Below are 15,583 nucleotides of genomic sequence, written 5' to 3'. Positions count from 1 at the left end.
CTTGCATCCTGCACACCCTCACCACGTAAGGTAAGGCTCACCTAATAACTTGAGATGCACCTCAGCTAGGAGCTGTCACATGTCTCTTTGGCGCCGCGGCACGGCCGCAGTCGCTCTGGCCGTCGCCGCCGCGCTGTCCCTCGGGGCATGCGGCAGCGGGTCCTCGGGCAGCGGCATCGGGTCCAGCGCCTCCGAGGGGGCGGGCTCTGCGGCGAAGGACTCCAAGTCCGTCGCGAAGGGCGGCAAGGACTTCGGGGACGCCGCGGAGAAGACCGCCGCCCTCGGCACGGACGCCCGGCCCGGCCAGTGGCCGCGCACCATCAAGCACGCCATGGGCAGCACCGAGATCAAGGCACGGCCCGAGCGCGTCGTCGTGCTGGACGTCGGCGAACTCGACAACGTCGTCTCCCTGGGCGTGAAGCCGGTCGGCGTGGCGTTGTCCGAGGGCTCGCCGCAGCTGCCGTCGTACCTCAAGAAGGACGCCGGGCACCCGAAGAACATCGGCACCATCAACAGCCTCAACCTTGAGGCGATCGCGGCCCTCAAGCCGGACCTGATCCTGGGCAGCCAGCTGCGCGCCGCGGCCTCGTACGACGAGTTGTCGAAGATCGCGCCCACCGTCTTCTCGATCCGCCCCGGCTTCACGTGGAAGCAGAACTACCTCCTCAACGCCGCCGCCCTCGACAAGACCGCACAGGCCAAGGCCCAGCTCGCCGCGTACGAGAAGCGCGCGAAGGCCCTCGGAGACACGCTCGGCGCCCACAAGCCGACCGTGTCGATGGTCCGCTACATGCCCGACGGGGTGATCCGGCTCTACGCGAACGACTCGTTCATCGGCACGATCCTCAAGGACATCGGCATCCCGCGTCCGAAGAACCAGGACATCCAGGACCTGGCCGCCGAGATCAGCGCCGAGAACATCGACCAGGCCGACGCCGACTGGATCTTCACCGGCGTCTACGGTGCCCCGAAGGCCACGGACAAGAGCAAGGCCCAGGGCAACCCGCTGTGGAAGAACCTGAAGGCGGTCAAGGACGGCCACGCCCACGACGTGCCCGACGAGACCTGGTACCTGGGGCTCGGCGTCACCGCCGCCAACTCGGTGCTCGACGACCTCCAGAAGTACCTCGCGGCCTGAGGACGGCCTGAGGACGAGAAGAAGCAAGCAACGACGAGAAGAACGAGAAAGACGGAGAGAACGAGAAAGTGAGCGCGGTGCATGTCGCCACCCACCCGTAGACGGGCCGCCTGGTTGCTGGCCGGTACGGGGATGCTGCTGGTCGCCGTCCTGCTGAGCCTCGCCGTGGGCAGCCGCCAGATCGCGCCCGGCGAGGTGATCCAGGCCCTGGTGCACGGCGGGACCGGTGACGACGCCCAGGCGGTCCGGTCGCTGCGGGTGCCGCGCACGGTCATCGGCCTGCTGGCGGGCGCCGCGCTGGCGCTCGCCGGAACGGTGATGCAGGGCATCACCCGCAACCCCATCGCCGAACCGGGCATCCTCGGCGTCAGCCAGGGTGCCTCGGTCGGCGTGGTGTGCGCGATCGCGTTCTGCGGGGTGCACACGCTGAACGGCTACGTGTGGTTCGCGTTCGCGGGCGCGGCGCTGGCGTCGGTGGCCGTGTACGCCGTCGCAAGCCGCGGGCGCGGCGGCGCCTCGCCGGTCAAGCTCGCCCTCGCCGGCGCGGCGACGAACGCCTTCCTCGCCGCGGTCGTGTCCGGGATCGCCACCACCAACGCCCGTGCCCTGGACGAGTTCCGCTTCTGGCAGCTCGGCTCGCTCAGCGGGCGCGACAGCGGGATCGTCGGCGAGATCTGGCCGTTCCTGCTGGCCGGCGTGGTGCTGGTCGCGGCGATGGCCCGGGGTCTTGACGCGCTCGCGCTCGGCGACGACGCCGCCAAGGGCCTCGGTCACAACGTCGGCCTGCTGCGCGTGCTCGGCGGTCTTGGCGCGACGGTGCTGACGGGGGCGGCGGTGGCCGCGGTCGGCCCGATCGCCTTCACCGGCCTCGCCGTGCCGCACATCGCCCGCGCCCTGGTGGGCACCGCCCACCGCTGGGTGCTGCCGCTGGCCGCGCTGCTCGGACCGGTGATGATCCTCTGCTCCGACGTCGTGGGCCGTATCGTCTTCCCGCCCTCGGAGGTGCCGGTGGCCGTCATGACCTCCCTGATCGGGGTGCCGTTCCTCATCGCGCTCGTGCGGCGGCGTGCGGTGGTGGCCGCATGAGCCGGACCACGACCCCGACCACGATCGCGCTGCGCCCGGCCGGACACGCCGTCCTGCGCGGGAGACGCGCCAGCTTCCTCGTGCACCGCCGGGCGGTCGCCGTCGCGGCGGCGCTGACCGTGCTGCTGGCGTGCGCGGTGGTGGCCTACCTGTGCGTCGGCGAGGCGTTCATCTCGCCGGTGGAGGTCGTCCGGGTGCTGCTCGGGCGGCCGAGCCCCGAGACGCTGGTGGTGGGCACGCTGCGCCTGCCGCGGCTGGTCCTCGGGATCCTCGCCGGGGCGGCGTTCGGCGTCGCGGGCGCCCTGATCCAGACCGTCGCGCGCAATCCGCTGGCCAGCCCCGACGTCATCGGCGTCACGCACGGCGCGGGCGCCGCCACGGTCGCCGCGCTGAGCTTCAACGCCGTCACCTACGACCTGCTGCCCTATGTCTCGGTCGCCGGCGGGCTCGCCGCGGCCCTGCTGGTGTACTTCTTCGCCTGGCGCGGCGGGCTCCAGTCCTCGCGCTTCGTGCTGGTCGGCATCGGCGTGTCGGTGGCGCTCGGCTCGCTGACGCAGCTCTTCCTCACCAAGGGCGACTACCTGGTGGCCCAGCAGGCCAAGGTCTGGCTGACGGGCTCCCTCAACGGCCGCGGCTACGACGAGGCGCGCCCCCTCGCCCTCGTCCTGCTGCTCGGCGTGCCGGCCGCCCTGTGGGCGGCGCGGGCCCAGCGCAGCGCCGCCTTCGACGACGACACGGCTGCCGCCCTCGGCGTGCGCCTGGACCGGGTCCGGCTCGGCCTGACCGCGCTCGGCGTCGTCCTGGCATCGGTGGCCACCGGCGCGAGCGGCCCCGTCGACTTCGTGGCGCTGCTCGCCCCGCAGATCGCACGCAGACTCACCCGCACCGCCCAGATCCCCCTGCTGTCCTCCGCCCTGACGGGCGCGCTGGTCGTCGTGGTCGCGGACCTGCTGGCGCGCCGCCTGTTCTCCCCCATCGAGCTCCCCGTCGGCGTCCTGACCGCCGCGGTGGGAGCGCCCTACCTGATGTGGCTCATCGTCCGCACCCGCAGCCGTTTCGGAGGCACCTCCTCATGAGCCGTCCGCCCACCAGCCGCCTGTCGGCGCGGGACCTGACCCTGGCGTACGAGGACCGCCTCGTCGTCGAGGGCCTGGACCTGGAGATCCCCGACGGGAAGGTGACGGTCGTCGTCGGCCCCAACGCCTGCGGCAAGTCCACCCTCCTGCGGGCGCTGGGCCGCCTCCTCAAGCCGCGCCGGGGTGCCGTGCTGCTGGACGGCACCGAGATCGCCCGGGTCCCGGGCAAGCAGGTCGCGCGGACCATCGGCGTCCTGCCGCAGTCCCCCACCCCGCCGGACGGCATCACCGTCGCCGACCTCGTCGCGCGCGGGCGCCAGCCGCACCAGACGTGGTGGCAGCAGTGGTCCCAGGCCGACGAGGAGGCGGTCGCCGAGGCGCTGGAGCGCACCGGCACCGCGGATCTCGCCGGCCGCCCGGTGGAGGAGCTCTCCGGCGGTCAGCGGCAGCGGGTGTGGATCGCCATGGCCCTGGCCCAGGGCACGGACCTGCTGCTCCTCGACGAGCCCACGACCTACCTGGACATCGCGCACCAGGTGGAGATCCTCGACCTCGTCCGGCGGCTCAACCACGAGCGCGGCCGCACCGTCGTCGCCGTCCTCCACGACCTCAACCAGGCCGCCCGCTACGCCGACCACCTCGTCGCCATGCAGGCCGGCCGGATCGTCGCCCAGGGGCCGCCGGACGAGATCGTCACCGCCGAGCTGGTCGAGGACGTCTTCGGGCTCCCGTCCGTCGTCGTCCCCGACCCCGTCACCGGCGGCCCGCTGGTCGTCCCCGCGCGGGCCTGGCGGCCCGCCGCCCTGCACGAGGAGCAGGCCGGCTGATCAGCGCGCGGCAAGCGCCTTGATCGCCTTGGCCGCGCCCTTGGCCGTGAGGTTCACGAACGTCGGGGTGACGCCGAGGGGCGCCGGGTACGCCTCCAGGGTCTTCGGGCCCCGGATCACGGTGTGCCGGTTGACGTCGTACCAGGTGCCCGGCGGCAGGTGGACGGTCCGGGTGGCGCCCGCCGCGAGTGCCGGCGCGGCGAGCACGGCCGGGCCGAGCATCCATTCGTCGGTGACGGTGTAGCTCTGCTGGTCGCCCGGGAAGTCGAAGAAGAGCGGGCGCATGATCGGATCGCCGGTCTTGAGCGTGTTCTGGACCTGGTCCCAGATGTAGGGGGCGAGCTTCTCGTGCCGCTGGATCGCCGCCCGGTAGAGGTCGGCGGTCTCCTGGTCGTAGTCGACCTTCTGGCCGGTCGTCACGTCGACGGTGTCCACCGGTGACGTGGATCCGTACATCAGCGGCATCAGCGAGGCCGACTGCGCCCACCGCACCAGCACCTCCTTGGAGGGCGGAGGCTGGCTCAGGGAGCCGCCGATCATGTCGGACTCCAGGAACGGGTAGCCGATGGTGGAGATCGCCAGGTTCTGGGTCACGGACGCCTTGAGGGAGTCCCAGCCGGTGCCCTTGTCCACCTGGCGGGTGACGAATCCGGCCTTGTGCGCCGTGTCGGTCCAGTGCACGCGGATGCCGGCGCCCTGGAGGTCGAACTGGTCGGCCAGCTCGGTACCCAGGCGCTGGTAGTCGGTGGCCGTGTAGCCGTCGTGCGGGGCGCACTTCTCGTCGAAGAAGCGGGTGTCGAACTTCAGCCCGTCGACGTGGTAAGTGCTCATCAGCGTCTTGAGCTTGCCCTCGTACCAGGCCCTGGCGTCGGGGTTCGCGAGGTCGACGATCCCGGCCGTGCCGTTCCACCAGGTCACCTCGCAGGGCTTGCTGGTGTCCTTGGCGTCCATGAGCAGATAGCCCTTGTCGGCCGCCTCGGCGTGGTTCTCGGAGTCCAGGTTGATCCAGAGGGTGACCCAGAGGCCGAAGTCGAAGCCCATGTCGTGGATCTTCTGCGACATGGCCAACGGATCGGGGTACGCCGTGGGGTCGAAGGTCAGGTTGCCGTAGTTGGACTCCCACTTGTCGTCGAGCTGGATGGTGTGCCCGTCCAGCCCGTTCGCCTTGAGGCCGGTGGCGTAGTCGAGCAGTTTCGCCTGGTCGACGTGGGTGTAGAACTGGGCCCAGGAGTTCCACAGCGGCTTCGTGTACTGCTCGTAGGTGGCGTCGCTCTTGGTGGGCGCGCCGACGATGCCGATGTAGTCGCGGTACACGTCGAGGGGCGTCGACTCGACGAACACGGTGGCCCGGTAGGTGTCCGGGGAGTCCACGGTGAAGCGGCCGATGCCGTCCTTGCCGCCCTCGTTCACGGCCACGTCCATGATGTGGCCGGTGTCGACCCGGAGCCCCGTCGAGCGCGAGGTGTACCAGAAGGGGTCGACCATGGCGTACGAGGCCGGTCCGAAGTTCGCGTCCTCGACCTCGCCGGCGTCCAGGGGCCAGGGCTGGTCGGTGCCCGGGCCGCCGGCCGGCGTCTCGGTCTCGCCGTGGCCGTACCAGTGCCCGGCCGACGACAGGTCGTAGGCGAGGCCGAGTTGGTCGGGGCCCCCGCCCTTGACGTCCCAGTCGAGCTGGTAGCGGTCGGCCTCGGGCGTCAGGCGTGCCTGAACCGTGGCTCCGTCGAGCGTCGTGGCCGCCGTGATGGTGAGGACGCCGCCCTCGAAGGTCCAGCCGGTGACCTTGGTGGCGTGCTGCCAGGTGCCCTGCGAACGGAAGCGCAGTCCCCCGGTGTCCCCGGTGGCGGACTTGAGCACGGTGGCCCCCGCCCGCCGGGTGGTGAGGGTGAAGTCCTCCCTGTCCACCCGCACGGTGTAGCCGGGCGAGGACCTGCCGGCCGGCACGGTGAGGGAGATCTCTCCCCGGGTCCCGGTGACCTTTGGGCCTGACGTCGCGTCAGCGGAGCTGGGTGCGTCGGCCGTTGCGGGTGAGCCGTTCAGCAGGCCTGTCACGGAGGGCAGGAGGATCAGAGACAGCGAGGTGGCCAGGAAGACCCGGAGGCCCCGGCTGCGGGGATATGCACGCACCACTCATGCCCTTCGGAGGGTGGATCACGGCGTCCTTGAGCAGTTCTGCAAACAGCGTGTTCGTTTCTGCTCATAGTCTGGCCGCTTACGTCACATGTCAACAGAACGCGGGCTGTTGGCACATGGCCGTGCCGTGGGGCGCCGCCGAAGGGTCAGGTTCGGCGGCCGGCCACCGTGCCCTGCCCCGGCGACCGGCGCACCGGTGGGTCCCGCCCTTCGACGGGACCCACCGGTTCACGGGTGCTCGCCTGCTACCGCACCGAGGACTTCCTGACCTGCTCGTTCATGATCAGGAAGGCACCGAGGCCGTGGAAGTCGTTGGTGGCCCTGGTGCGGCCGACGTAGTACGCGTAGTCGCCGACGTTGGTGCCGATCGAGATGTCGGTGAGGTTGGTGAGGCCGTCGTCGCCCAGCGAGAGCCGGGCGAGCACGCCCCGGTACCCCTTGGCCGCCACCGCCTTGTAGTGCGGGGCGAGATACCCCTGCTCGGCGCCGCGCGAGAGGGCGTAGGTGAACATGCTGGAGCACGACGTCTCGGTCCAGTTGCCGGACTCCGAGCCCTTGTCCATCACCTGGTACCAGCGCCCGCTCTCCGGGTCCTGGTACTTCTCCAGGCCGGCCGCGAGCCGCTGGAAGACGGCCAGCAGTTTGGGGCGCTCCGGCTGGCCGGCGGCGGTCGCGTCGAGCACGTTGACCGCGGCCATCGCGTACCAGCCGACCGCGCGGCACCAGTACTCCGGGGCGAGTCCCGTCGCCGGGTCGGCCCAGCTCGCGGTCCTCGACTCGTCGTACGCGTGCTTGAGCAGGCCGCTCGGCTGTTGCAGGTGGCCGCCGTAGACGACGAGCTGCTTGACCGCCTCGGCGTCGGTGGCCGCCGAGTCGCCGAACTCCTTGCCGTACTCGACGAGGAAGGGGTTCACCATGTAGACGCCGTCCGCCCAGAGCTGGTGGGCCCGGCTGCTGGTGTCGGCGTGCCAGAAACCGCCGTCGGAGGTGCGCGGGTAGGTGTTCAGCCGGTCAAGGATCTTCTCCGCGGCGACGGCGTACTTCGCCTCTCCCGTCTCGTGGTGCAGGATCACCAGCAGCCGGCCGGCCTGCATGCTGTCCAGGCTGTCGAACGACTGGTCGATGTTGCCCTCGCCGTCGACGAACCGGTCGACGTAGCTCTTGATGTACGCCAGGTACCGCGCGTCGTGGGTGCGCTGGTAGACCTGGTACTCGCCGTACAGGAACAGCCCGACCGGATACGACCAGCCGCCGATGGTGTCCGGGGTGTAGCGGGCGGCGGTCGAGTCGACCATGGCCGCGGACCAGTCGGTGGGGGCGGCGGCTGACGCGGCCGGCTGCCCGGCCGCCCGGCCCGGCACGGCGAGCACCAGGCACGTCAGGACGGCCGCCAGTGCGGAGATCAGCGCGCGTCGGAGCGTGGACGGGTTCGTGCGATGACTGCGCAGGTGGGCGTGGTTCACGGTTCTCCTTGCCTGAGGTGGGGTCACTGGCACGAGGGGTGAACGAAACATCGGATCTCTCGGGAGGAAGGTAATGAAGGTTCCCGGACTGTCAACCCGATCTGCCGCCTGGTGGCTCGGATTCAGCCGCCGATCACCCCGAGCAGCGCACCTGAACAGGTCGGAGGTTCAGGCCAGTTTGTCGGCCTCAAGGCAAGGGGGCGGCCCGAGCGGAGCCCTTGTGGGCCGCACCCCGGCGATCGGGTCGCGCCACCTGGGACACGGCGGCGCGACCCCCGTCCTACCGCCCGTAGCCGGCTGACGTGATGCTGGACTGCACCGCGTTCTCGGTGGAGTCGGACGGGTAGCCCGACGTCATCACGCCCTCGTAGAAGGTGCCGGCGGAGCCGTTGCTGTTGTCGCCGCCGATGCCGAGGAGGATGTGAGGCAGCTCGTACCGGCGCAGGAGGAGTCCTGCGCGGCGGCGTTGCCGACCCCGCCCGCGCTCAGCACGCCGATGCCCGGGTGGCGTTGTCCGACGAGCGCCTGACCTGGTAGAGCAGGCCATTGTAGGCCCCGTACAGGGCTCGGGTGGTGCTGTGCGCGGCCACGCAGGGCGTCCCGCCCGCGGCGTAGATGTCGCGGGGAAGCGAGGCCGCGGCCACCGCGCCGGCGTTCGCCGGGTGCCCGGCGGCGGGCACCGAGTCGGTGGTCGCCGGGGCGGCGGAGCCGGTCGCGGACGCCTGGCCGCCCAAGACCGCCGCGGCCATGGCGAGCGCGAGGACGGCGAGCGGCCTGGCCCGCCGTGCCCCGGTCGAGAGCAGAGACATGTGGATCTCCTTGAGTGGTGAGCGATGGGAAACCACAGCCGGCGGGTACGGCCCGTCGCCCCCGTCAGCGACCCGCCGACGGCGTCCCGGCGTCGGGGTGGAGCGCGACTTCGGACGGCAGCACGAGATGCGCCGCCCGGGAACGGCGGGCAGCACTGGCTGTCACGCCTATGTCAAAGCGGCCTTGCAGATCCGGGCCGACCGGGGACTGCCCTGCGCACCTGCGGAGTTCACAGAGGGGAAGCGGAGCATTCTTTCGATCTATCGAACGCTGGTCGGCTCCTCGTACAGTCCTTGATGATAGAGGGACCCCGAAGCGCGTCATCAGCTCCTGGCGCGTCCGGCACCAGGGCCGCATTTCAGCCGGAGCGAGGGCCGGGACGCGGCTGGAACGGCCGAACTCCCGGGGCGCAGGGGGCGCAACCCGGACGGCGACGGGCGGACCGCCGGCGTGCGGGCGGTAGCACCCGACACACGGCCCGGAGTCATCCCATGTCTGAACGGAGATCAGGGCGCGGCTTCACCCGTACCACCCACCAAGTGGGCCTCGCAATCCAGGCATTACCGCACGTCGCCCGCTTCATGCCGCCCTCTCCCTGGACAGCGGTTGAGCGGAGCCCTATAAACACACCCGATGTCACGGGCGTATGTCTGCGCCGCGGAACCGACTGCCGTATCCGCTTCCCACTCACGGAGGTACCGTGCACCGCCGCTGGAAGAGAACAACGGCGCTCTGGGCCGCCGCCTCGCTCCTCGCCCTCGGCACCTCGGCCCTGTCCGGCCCCGGAGCCGCGGCCGCCGGGACGACGACGGCGTGGCGCGACGGCCGGTTCGTCGTGGACACCCCCGACGTCGTCCGCCGCTCCGACCTCGTACTGAAGCACCCCAACACGGACGTCAGCGGGTTCGTGCCGCTCGGCAACGGGACGCTGGGGGCGGCCGCCTGGGCCGCGGACGGCTTCTCCGCCCAGCTTAACCGCAACGACACCTTCCCGGACCGCAAGTCACCCGGTCAGGTCGTCATCCCCGGCCTGGGCAGGCTCACCGGCGCCGCCGACTTCAAGGGGCACCTCGACCTCTACGACGGCACGCTCCACGAATCCGGCGGCGGCATGACGCTCACCGCCTACGTGCGGGCCGACACCTCGCAACTGGTCGTCGACGTGACGGGCGCCGACCCGGACAGCACCCAGACCGCCCAGGTCAGGCTCTGGGACGGGCGCTCCCCCAGCGCCCAGGCCGCCGGATCGGTGGCGACCCTCTCCGAGACGTGGACGGACACCGGCACCAGCGGTGCGTCCGGGCGGACGTTCGGCGCGATGGCCGGCGTCGGCGCGGGTGGCCGGAACGTGCATGCCTCCACCCCCGACGCGCGGACCGGCCAGGTCAGCTTCCGGCCCCGCAGCGACGGCTCCTTCCGGGTCGTCGCGGTCTCGCCGGGCTGGACCGGCGGCGACGCCCTGGGCACGGCGCGGAGCCTCATCGGCGGGGACCTGAACCGCCCGTCGTCGGGGCTCGCCGCGCAACACCTCTCCTGGTGGCACCACTACTGGGACTCCGTCGGCCTGATCAAGGTCTCCTCCCAGGACGGCTCCGGCGAGTACTTCGAGAACATGCGCACGCTCTACCTGTACGACATCGCGGCCTCCAACCGCGGCTCGCTGCCGGGCACGCAGGCCGGCGAGGCGAACCTCTTCGCGGTCAGCCGGGACGCCCAGCCCTGGTACCCGGCCGGCTACTGGTTCTGGAACCTGCGGATGTTCATGCAGGCCGACCTCGATGCCGGCGCCTCCTCGCTCAACTCGCCGATGTTCAGGCTGTACCGGGACAACCTCGACGCCATGGCCGCCTGGACGGCCGCCCACTACCCCGGCCACGAGGGCGTCTGCGTGCCGGAGACCATGCGGTTCAACGGCAACGGCTACTACGCCCCGGGCTCGGCGGAGAGCAACGCCTCCTGCGACTCCACCATCGCCCCCTCGTACAACTCGCAGACGGTCACCAGCGGCGCCGAGATCGGCCTGTGGGCGTGGCAGACCTACCTGACGACCGACGACCGGGCCTTCCTGTCGCGGAACTACCCCGTGATGAAGGCCGCGGCGCAGTTCCTGCTGTCGCACGCCACGACCGGGCCCGGCGGTCTGCTGCACACCACCTCCAACGCACATGAGACCCAGTGGGCCGTGAACGACCCCGCCTCGGACGTGGCCGCCATGCAGGCGCTGTTCCCGGTGGTGGCCAAGGCTGCACGGACCCTCGGCGTGGACTCCGGTCTGGTGGACCGGCTCGACGCGGCCATCCCGAGGATCCGCCCGCTGCCCCGCACCGACACCGCCACCCAGACCCAGGTGCTCGACCCGTCCGCCGACGCCTCGGGCGACGACATGATCGCCCTGTCCGCCCAGCCCACCGCCGAGCGGCACAACGTGGAGAACCTGGGCCTGGAGGCGGTCTGGCCGTACAACCTGATCGGCGCCGACGGCCCTCAGTCCGACCTGGCCAAGCGCACCTTCACCCACCGCAGTTACGTCACCGAGAACGACTGGAGCTTCGACGCGCTGCACGCCGCACGGCTCGGCCTCGGCGACGAGATGCGCACCGCGATGATCGCCAACATCACCAAGTACCAGGTCTTCTCGAACGGCATGGCCAGCTGGAACGCCAAGCCCGAGACGCCGTACCTGGAGGAGCTGGGCGTCGACGCCTCCGCGCTCAGCCAGGGACTGGTCCAGGACTACGACGGCACGCTGCGGCTCGCCCCGGGCTGGCCCGCCTCGTGGGACGTGGACGGCACCGTGTTCATCCAGCACAAGGGCAAGGCGCACGTACAGGTACGGGACGGCAGGCTGGTCACCGTCGCCGTGGAGGCGGGAGCCGACGGCGACATCGCCGTACGCAACCCGTGGGCGGGCCAGGACGTGGAGGTGGTCGACGGCTCCGGTGCCACCGTGCCGACCGGGCAGAGCAGCGCCACGCTCACCATTCCCGGGCGGGCCGGCGCCTCCTACCTGATCCAGCCGGTGTCGGCGCCCACCACGGCACTGCCCTTCGCGCCGGTCGGCGGCAGCCCCGCCACCGCTCCGAAGAGCCTCGCGGGCCGCACCATCGGGGTGTCATGACCGGGCGGTAGCCCCGCCGGAGCCCCCGGCTGGGACGTCGTGGTGCCGGTCCGTGCCGCCGACCGGCACCACGACGGGGTTCCGCCCGTCTGGGGAATGACACATTCGAGGGGTTTCCCGTGCTTCGGCTGGTGCCCGTCCGATGAGCAGGACGAATGTGGTGGCGACCGGAGTGAGGAGAGCCGTGGCAGCCACCAGCACACCGCCGGACGCGGACCCCGGCCCATCGGACACGCACCCGGCGCCGCCGGGTAGCGGCCGCGGCGCGTACGACACGGACACTCTCCCTGCCGGCACGGACGCTCCCCTGCCCGACGCGGACACTCCCCCGTCCGGCGCGTCCCCTGTCCCGGCCGGCACGAAGCCCGCCGGGCCCGACGCCGGCAGCGCACCCTCCTTCCCGATGGAGCGCGTCTGCCCGTACCAGATGCCACCCGGGTACGCGCGGCTGCGCCAGGAAGGCCCCGTGTCCCGGGTGAGCCTGTACGACGGCCGGCAGGTGTGGCTCGTGGGCGGGTACGCCGAGGGCCGTGCCCTGCTGCTCGACCCGAGGCTGTCGTCCGACGCGCTGCACCCCGGCTTCCCGCACCTGACGGCGCGCCAGGCACAGCAGCAGCGTGCGCAGCGCATCGTGCTCCCGCTGGTCGGCGCGGACAATCCGCAACACGCGCGGCAGCGCAGGCGGGTGGCGTCCGCGTTCGGCGTCCGGCGGGTCGCGGCGCTGCGCCCGGAGATCGAGCGTGCCGCGGAGCGGCTGATCGACGCGATGCTCGCCGCGGGCGGACCCCAGGAGGGCGCGCCGGAGGCCCACGGACCGCAGGAAGGCGCAGCGGACGCCGCAGTGCCGGAGGGCGGCACGCCCGACGACGGCGGGCAGGAGCACCGCCGGGCGGAGCTGGTCGGCGACTACGCGATGCCGCTGACGTTCGCCACCACCTTCGCGGCCCTGGGCGTCCCGCCGGAGGACCGGCGCTGGTTCGCGGACGCCTCACGCCGCATGCTCTCCCCGCCCCGCGACGACGGCGACGGGGCCCCCGAGGAGGCATTCGCCGAGATCCGGCGGTACCTGATCGACCTGATCACCGCGCGCGAGGAGCACCCGGGCGAAGGACTCATCGACGACCTGATCGCGCACCGCGCCGCCGACCCGGGCCTCAGCCGTGACGAGGTCGCGATGACCTGCGTCGTGCTGCTCGGCGGCTCCGAGAGCACCGCCACCACGCTCGCCTCCGCCGTCCTGGTCCTGCTGGAGCACCCCGAGCAGCTCCGCGAACTGCTCGCCGAACCGGCGCTGCTGCCCACCGCGGTGGACGAGCTGACCCGGCTGGCGTCGGTCGCCGACGGGCTGCCCCGGGTGGCGGTCGCCGACATCCCCGTGGCCGGGCGGACCATCAGGGCCGGCGACGGCGTGATCGTCTCGACCATGCTGATGAACCGGGACCCCGCCGTCTGGGCGGACCCCGAAGCCCCGGACGTCCGGCGCGCCGCCGGCCGGCACGCCGCCTACGGGCACGGGATCCACAGCTGCATCGGGCAGATCCTGGCCCGCGCCGAGCTGGAGATCGCGCTCGCCACCCTCTTCCGGCGGTTTCCCGCGCTGCGGCTCGCGGTGCCCGCGGGACAGGTCCCGGGCCATGCCCCGTACGTCCAGCAGGGCGGCGTGGCCCGGTTGCCGGTGACCTGGTAGCGCCGTCGCCGGTCCGGCCGGGTGCTCGCGGTGCGGGCGCCCCGGCCGGACCGGCGGCTCAGCGTCCTTCGCGCAGCAGCTCCAGCTGCTCCACGAGGGTGTCGGTGCTGCGGAACGTCATCCCCACGAGCGCGATGTGCCGCCAGCGCACGATCCCGTCCCCGTCCAGGACGAACACCGACCGGCGCAGTCCGAGGCCCGGTGCCGTGATGCCGTAGGAGGCCGCGACGGCCTCGCCTGCGTCGGCCAGCAGCGGGAGGGCGAGTGCGCGCTTGCGCGCGAACCGCTCGTGGCTGTCCAGGTCCTGCGGGCTGACGGCCCACACGGCCGCCCCCAGGTCCCGGAACCGGTCCAGGTCCGAGGTGTACGCGCACAGCTGCCTGGTGCACACCATCGTGTCGTCGCCGGGGTAGAAGACGAGCACGAGCGGGCTGCCCTTGGCGTCGGCGAGCCGGTACTCGCCGCGCTCGACGGCACCGGATTCGAGACGCAGGCCCGGCAGTGTGAAATCGGGTGCCGCGGAGCCCACTTCAGGTGCTCTGGCCATTCGTCGATCCCTTCGTGGTCCGGTCAGCGGCGCTGCCGTGTCGGCGCACCGTCTCACTCTCCGACGGGCAGCACCACATGGGTGGGCGGGGCCTTGGTCTCGTCGACGCAGGCGCGGAACGTCCTGCCGTCGTCACGGCAGACGAACTGCATGACGTGCCGCCCGGCCGCCGCGGCCCTGATGAGGCCGCCGGTGGTGGCCCAGACGCCCGAGAGGTAGAAGTTCCGCAGCCCGGGCAGCGCGGGCCCGTACCGCTTGATCTGCTTCTCCACGGTCTCGCCGCTCTCGACGAACGGCTGCCAGCCGAGCACCGTGCCGTCGTGGTTGCCCGTGTAGCGCACCTGCGTGAGGGGGGTCGACACGTCCCGCACCGCCGTGGAGGCCGCGAGGCCCGGGTACCGCTCGTCGAGCAGCCCGACGATCACATCCCGCACCCTGCGCTTGGCCCGCTGGTACTCGCGGCCCCGGCCGACCGGCAGGGTGTGCAGCTCCTGCCCGCGGCGCATCCGGCTGGCCTGCTCCACACCGGTGCTCAGCGCCCGCCACGGGGCGGCGTCGCTGAAGTAGCTGGCGTACACGACCGCGGAGCCGGGCGGTGACAGTTCCGGGTAGTAGGCGCTGCGGAACTGCACGTTGATGCTGGGGTGCCGGATGCCGACCAGGTCGGCCGCCTGCTCCTCGTCCAGCAGGTAGGTGGTGCAGGGCGTGGCGGACGGGAAGGGACGCCGCAGCCCGAGGAAGACCGTGACGTAGCCGGGGAAGACCATGCCCGGCTCCTCGATGGTCCTGGTGTAGAGCTCCCGGTAGGTGTCGTCGAGGTAGCGACCGCCGAGCAGATCGAGCAGGGTGGTCCGGCCGTCGCAGGCGGAGACGACGATGTCGGCGCGCAGCTGGCGGCCGTCGCTGAGGCGCACCCCGACCGCCCGGTCCTCCTCGACCAGGATCTCCACCACCTTCGCGTTGTACCTGATCTCACCGCCCAGCCGCTCGTAGCGGTCCTCGACGGACCGCGCGAGCCCGAGGGAGCCGCCCTCGGGCACCCCCGCGGAGAGGTTGGCGTGCGAGGCGAGCTGGAAGAGGAACGGCAGGACCGGGAAGGCGGGGTGCTTCTCGAAGAGGATGTAGTTGAACGCCTCGCGCAGCAGGGGGTCCTGGAACCGGGCCGAGTAGTCCGTCATCAACGTGCTGATGGAGCGGCTGATGGCGAGGTAGTACGGCGTGAAGCGGGCCAGCATCCGCCAGCGCTCCAGGGGCGGCATCAGGCCCACGGGCGTCAGGAACGGGTAGTGGGGCAGGCACCGCCTGAAGGCGCGAAGCGCCCCGCAGAACCGGCGGATCAGCCGGGCGTCGGCCGGTGAGATGGCGAGCAGGTGGGCCTGAAGGCGGTCCGGGTCGGAGTAGAAGCGCACCTCCCTGCCGTGCCGGTCCCGGACCGTGTTGAAGACGTCGAAGTGCCGTACCTGCTTGCCCTGGAGGGCGCCGAGCTCCAGCCAGATGCGATGCATCTCGTTGCCGGGCCCGCAGCCGAGCAGCCAGCTGACGCAGGCGTCGAAGGTGAAGGCGCCGCGGTCCCACGAGGTGCAGCAGCCGCCGGGGAGGTCGTGCATCTCCAGGATCGTCGAACGGTAGCCGTTCATCTGGGCGTAGCAGCCGGTGGACAGGCCGCCGAGGCCGCCGCCGACAATGATCATCGTCTGCCGG

The 15,583-nt window shown here is 71.8% G+C and carries 11 protein-coding genes and 1 pseudogene; 6 read left to right on the top strand and 6 right to left on the bottom strand.

The window, feature by feature from the left end:
• Positions 1–79 precede the first annotated feature (79 nt).
• The 4 genes from Sm713_RS22680 to Sm713_RS22665 all read left to right on the top strand — a co-directional run bounded on the left by Sm713_RS22680 (position 80) and on the right by Sm713_RS22665 (position 4,127).
• On the top strand, positions 80–1,138 hold the full coding sequence (locus Sm713_RS22680; RefSeq protein ID WP_212911380.1) for an ABC transporter substrate-binding protein: 1,059 nt from the start codon (positions 80–82) through the stop codon (positions 1,136–1,138).
• Between the two features lie 81 nt (positions 1,139–1,219).
• Positions 1,220–2,224 (top strand): iron ABC transporter permease, encoded by a 1,005-nt coding sequence (locus tag Sm713_RS22675; protein WP_212911379.1) that lies wholly within the window; start codon positions 1,220–1,222, stop codon positions 2,222–2,224.
• Positions 2,221–3,300, top strand: a complete 1,080-nt coding sequence (locus Sm713_RS22670; protein ID WP_212911378.1) for an iron chelate uptake ABC transporter family permease subunit — start codon at positions 2,221–2,223, stop codon at positions 3,298–3,300. The genes Sm713_RS22675 and Sm713_RS22670 overlap by 4 nt, the downstream gene beginning before the upstream one ends.
• Positions 3,297–4,127, top strand: coding sequence for an ABC transporter ATP-binding protein (locus Sm713_RS22665; RefSeq protein WP_212911377.1), 831 nt, complete (start codon positions 3,297–3,299; stop codon positions 4,125–4,127). Before Sm713_RS22670 ends, Sm713_RS22665 begins: the two co-directional genes overlap by 4 nt.
• On the opposite strand, the gene Sm713_RS22660 is transcribed toward Sm713_RS22665, so the two are convergent.
• The 4 genes and pseudogenes from Sm713_RS22660 to Sm713_RS22645 all read right to left on the bottom strand — a co-directional run.
• On the bottom strand, positions 4,128–6,251 hold the full coding sequence (locus Sm713_RS22660; RefSeq protein ID WP_249416445.1) for a glycoside hydrolase family 31 protein: 2,124 nt from the start codon (positions 6,249–6,251) through the stop codon (positions 4,128–4,130). It abuts the gene before it with no gap.
• Between the two features lie 251 nt (positions 6,252–6,502).
• The gene (locus Sm713_RS22655) at positions 6,503–7,720 is read right to left on the bottom strand and encodes a glycoside hydrolase family 105 protein (protein ID WP_374196018.1); all 1,218 of its coding nucleotides are present in this window, start codon (positions 7,718–7,720) and stop codon (positions 6,503–6,505) included.
• A 280-nt stretch (positions 7,721–8,000) separates the two neighbouring features.
• Complete coding sequence (locus Sm713_RS41740) at positions 8,001–8,129, bottom strand: arabinofuranosidase catalytic domain-containing protein (protein ID WP_374196063.1); 129 nt, start codon at positions 8,127–8,129, stop codon at positions 8,001–8,003.
• Between the two features lie 14 nt (positions 8,130–8,143).
• Positions 8,144–8,469 (bottom strand): annotated as a pseudogene (locus Sm713_RS22645) (arabinofuranosidase catalytic domain-containing protein); the annotation flags it as partial.
• A 761-nt stretch (positions 8,470–9,230) separates the two neighbouring features.
• Between Sm713_RS22645 and Sm713_RS22640 the strand changes: the two are divergent.
• Together Sm713_RS22640 and Sm713_RS22635 are read left to right on the top strand one after the other, a co-directional pair.
• Complete coding sequence (locus tag Sm713_RS22640) at positions 9,231–11,648, top strand: hypothetical protein (RefSeq protein WP_212911376.1); 2,418 nt, start codon at positions 9,231–9,233, stop codon at positions 11,646–11,648.
• A gap of 184 nt (positions 11,649–11,832) precedes the next feature.
• Entirely contained in the window at positions 11,833–13,335 is a 1,503-nt protein-coding gene (locus Sm713_RS22635; protein ID WP_249416444.1) for a cytochrome P450, read from the top strand.
• A 58-nt stretch (positions 13,336–13,393) separates the two neighbouring features.
• On the opposite strand, the gene Sm713_RS22630 is transcribed toward Sm713_RS22635, so the two are convergent.
• Positions 13,394–13,882, bottom strand: a complete 489-nt coding sequence (locus tag Sm713_RS22630; protein WP_212911375.1) for a peroxiredoxin family protein — start codon at positions 13,880–13,882, stop codon at positions 13,394–13,396.
• A gap of 53 nt (positions 13,883–13,935) precedes the next feature.
• On the bottom strand, positions 13,936–15,573 hold the full coding sequence (locus tag Sm713_RS22625; RefSeq protein WP_212912196.1) for an NAD(P)/FAD-dependent oxidoreductase: 1,638 nt from the start codon (positions 15,571–15,573) through the stop codon (positions 13,936–13,938).
• Positions 15,574–15,583: the final 10 nt, after the last annotated feature.

The sequence above is a fragment of the Streptomyces sp. TS71-3 genome (genome assembly GCF_018327685.1).
Lineage (GTDB): Bacteria > Actinomycetota > Actinomycetes > Streptomycetales > Streptomycetaceae > Streptomyces.
This window is presented reverse-complemented; position numbering and strand designations above follow the sequence as displayed.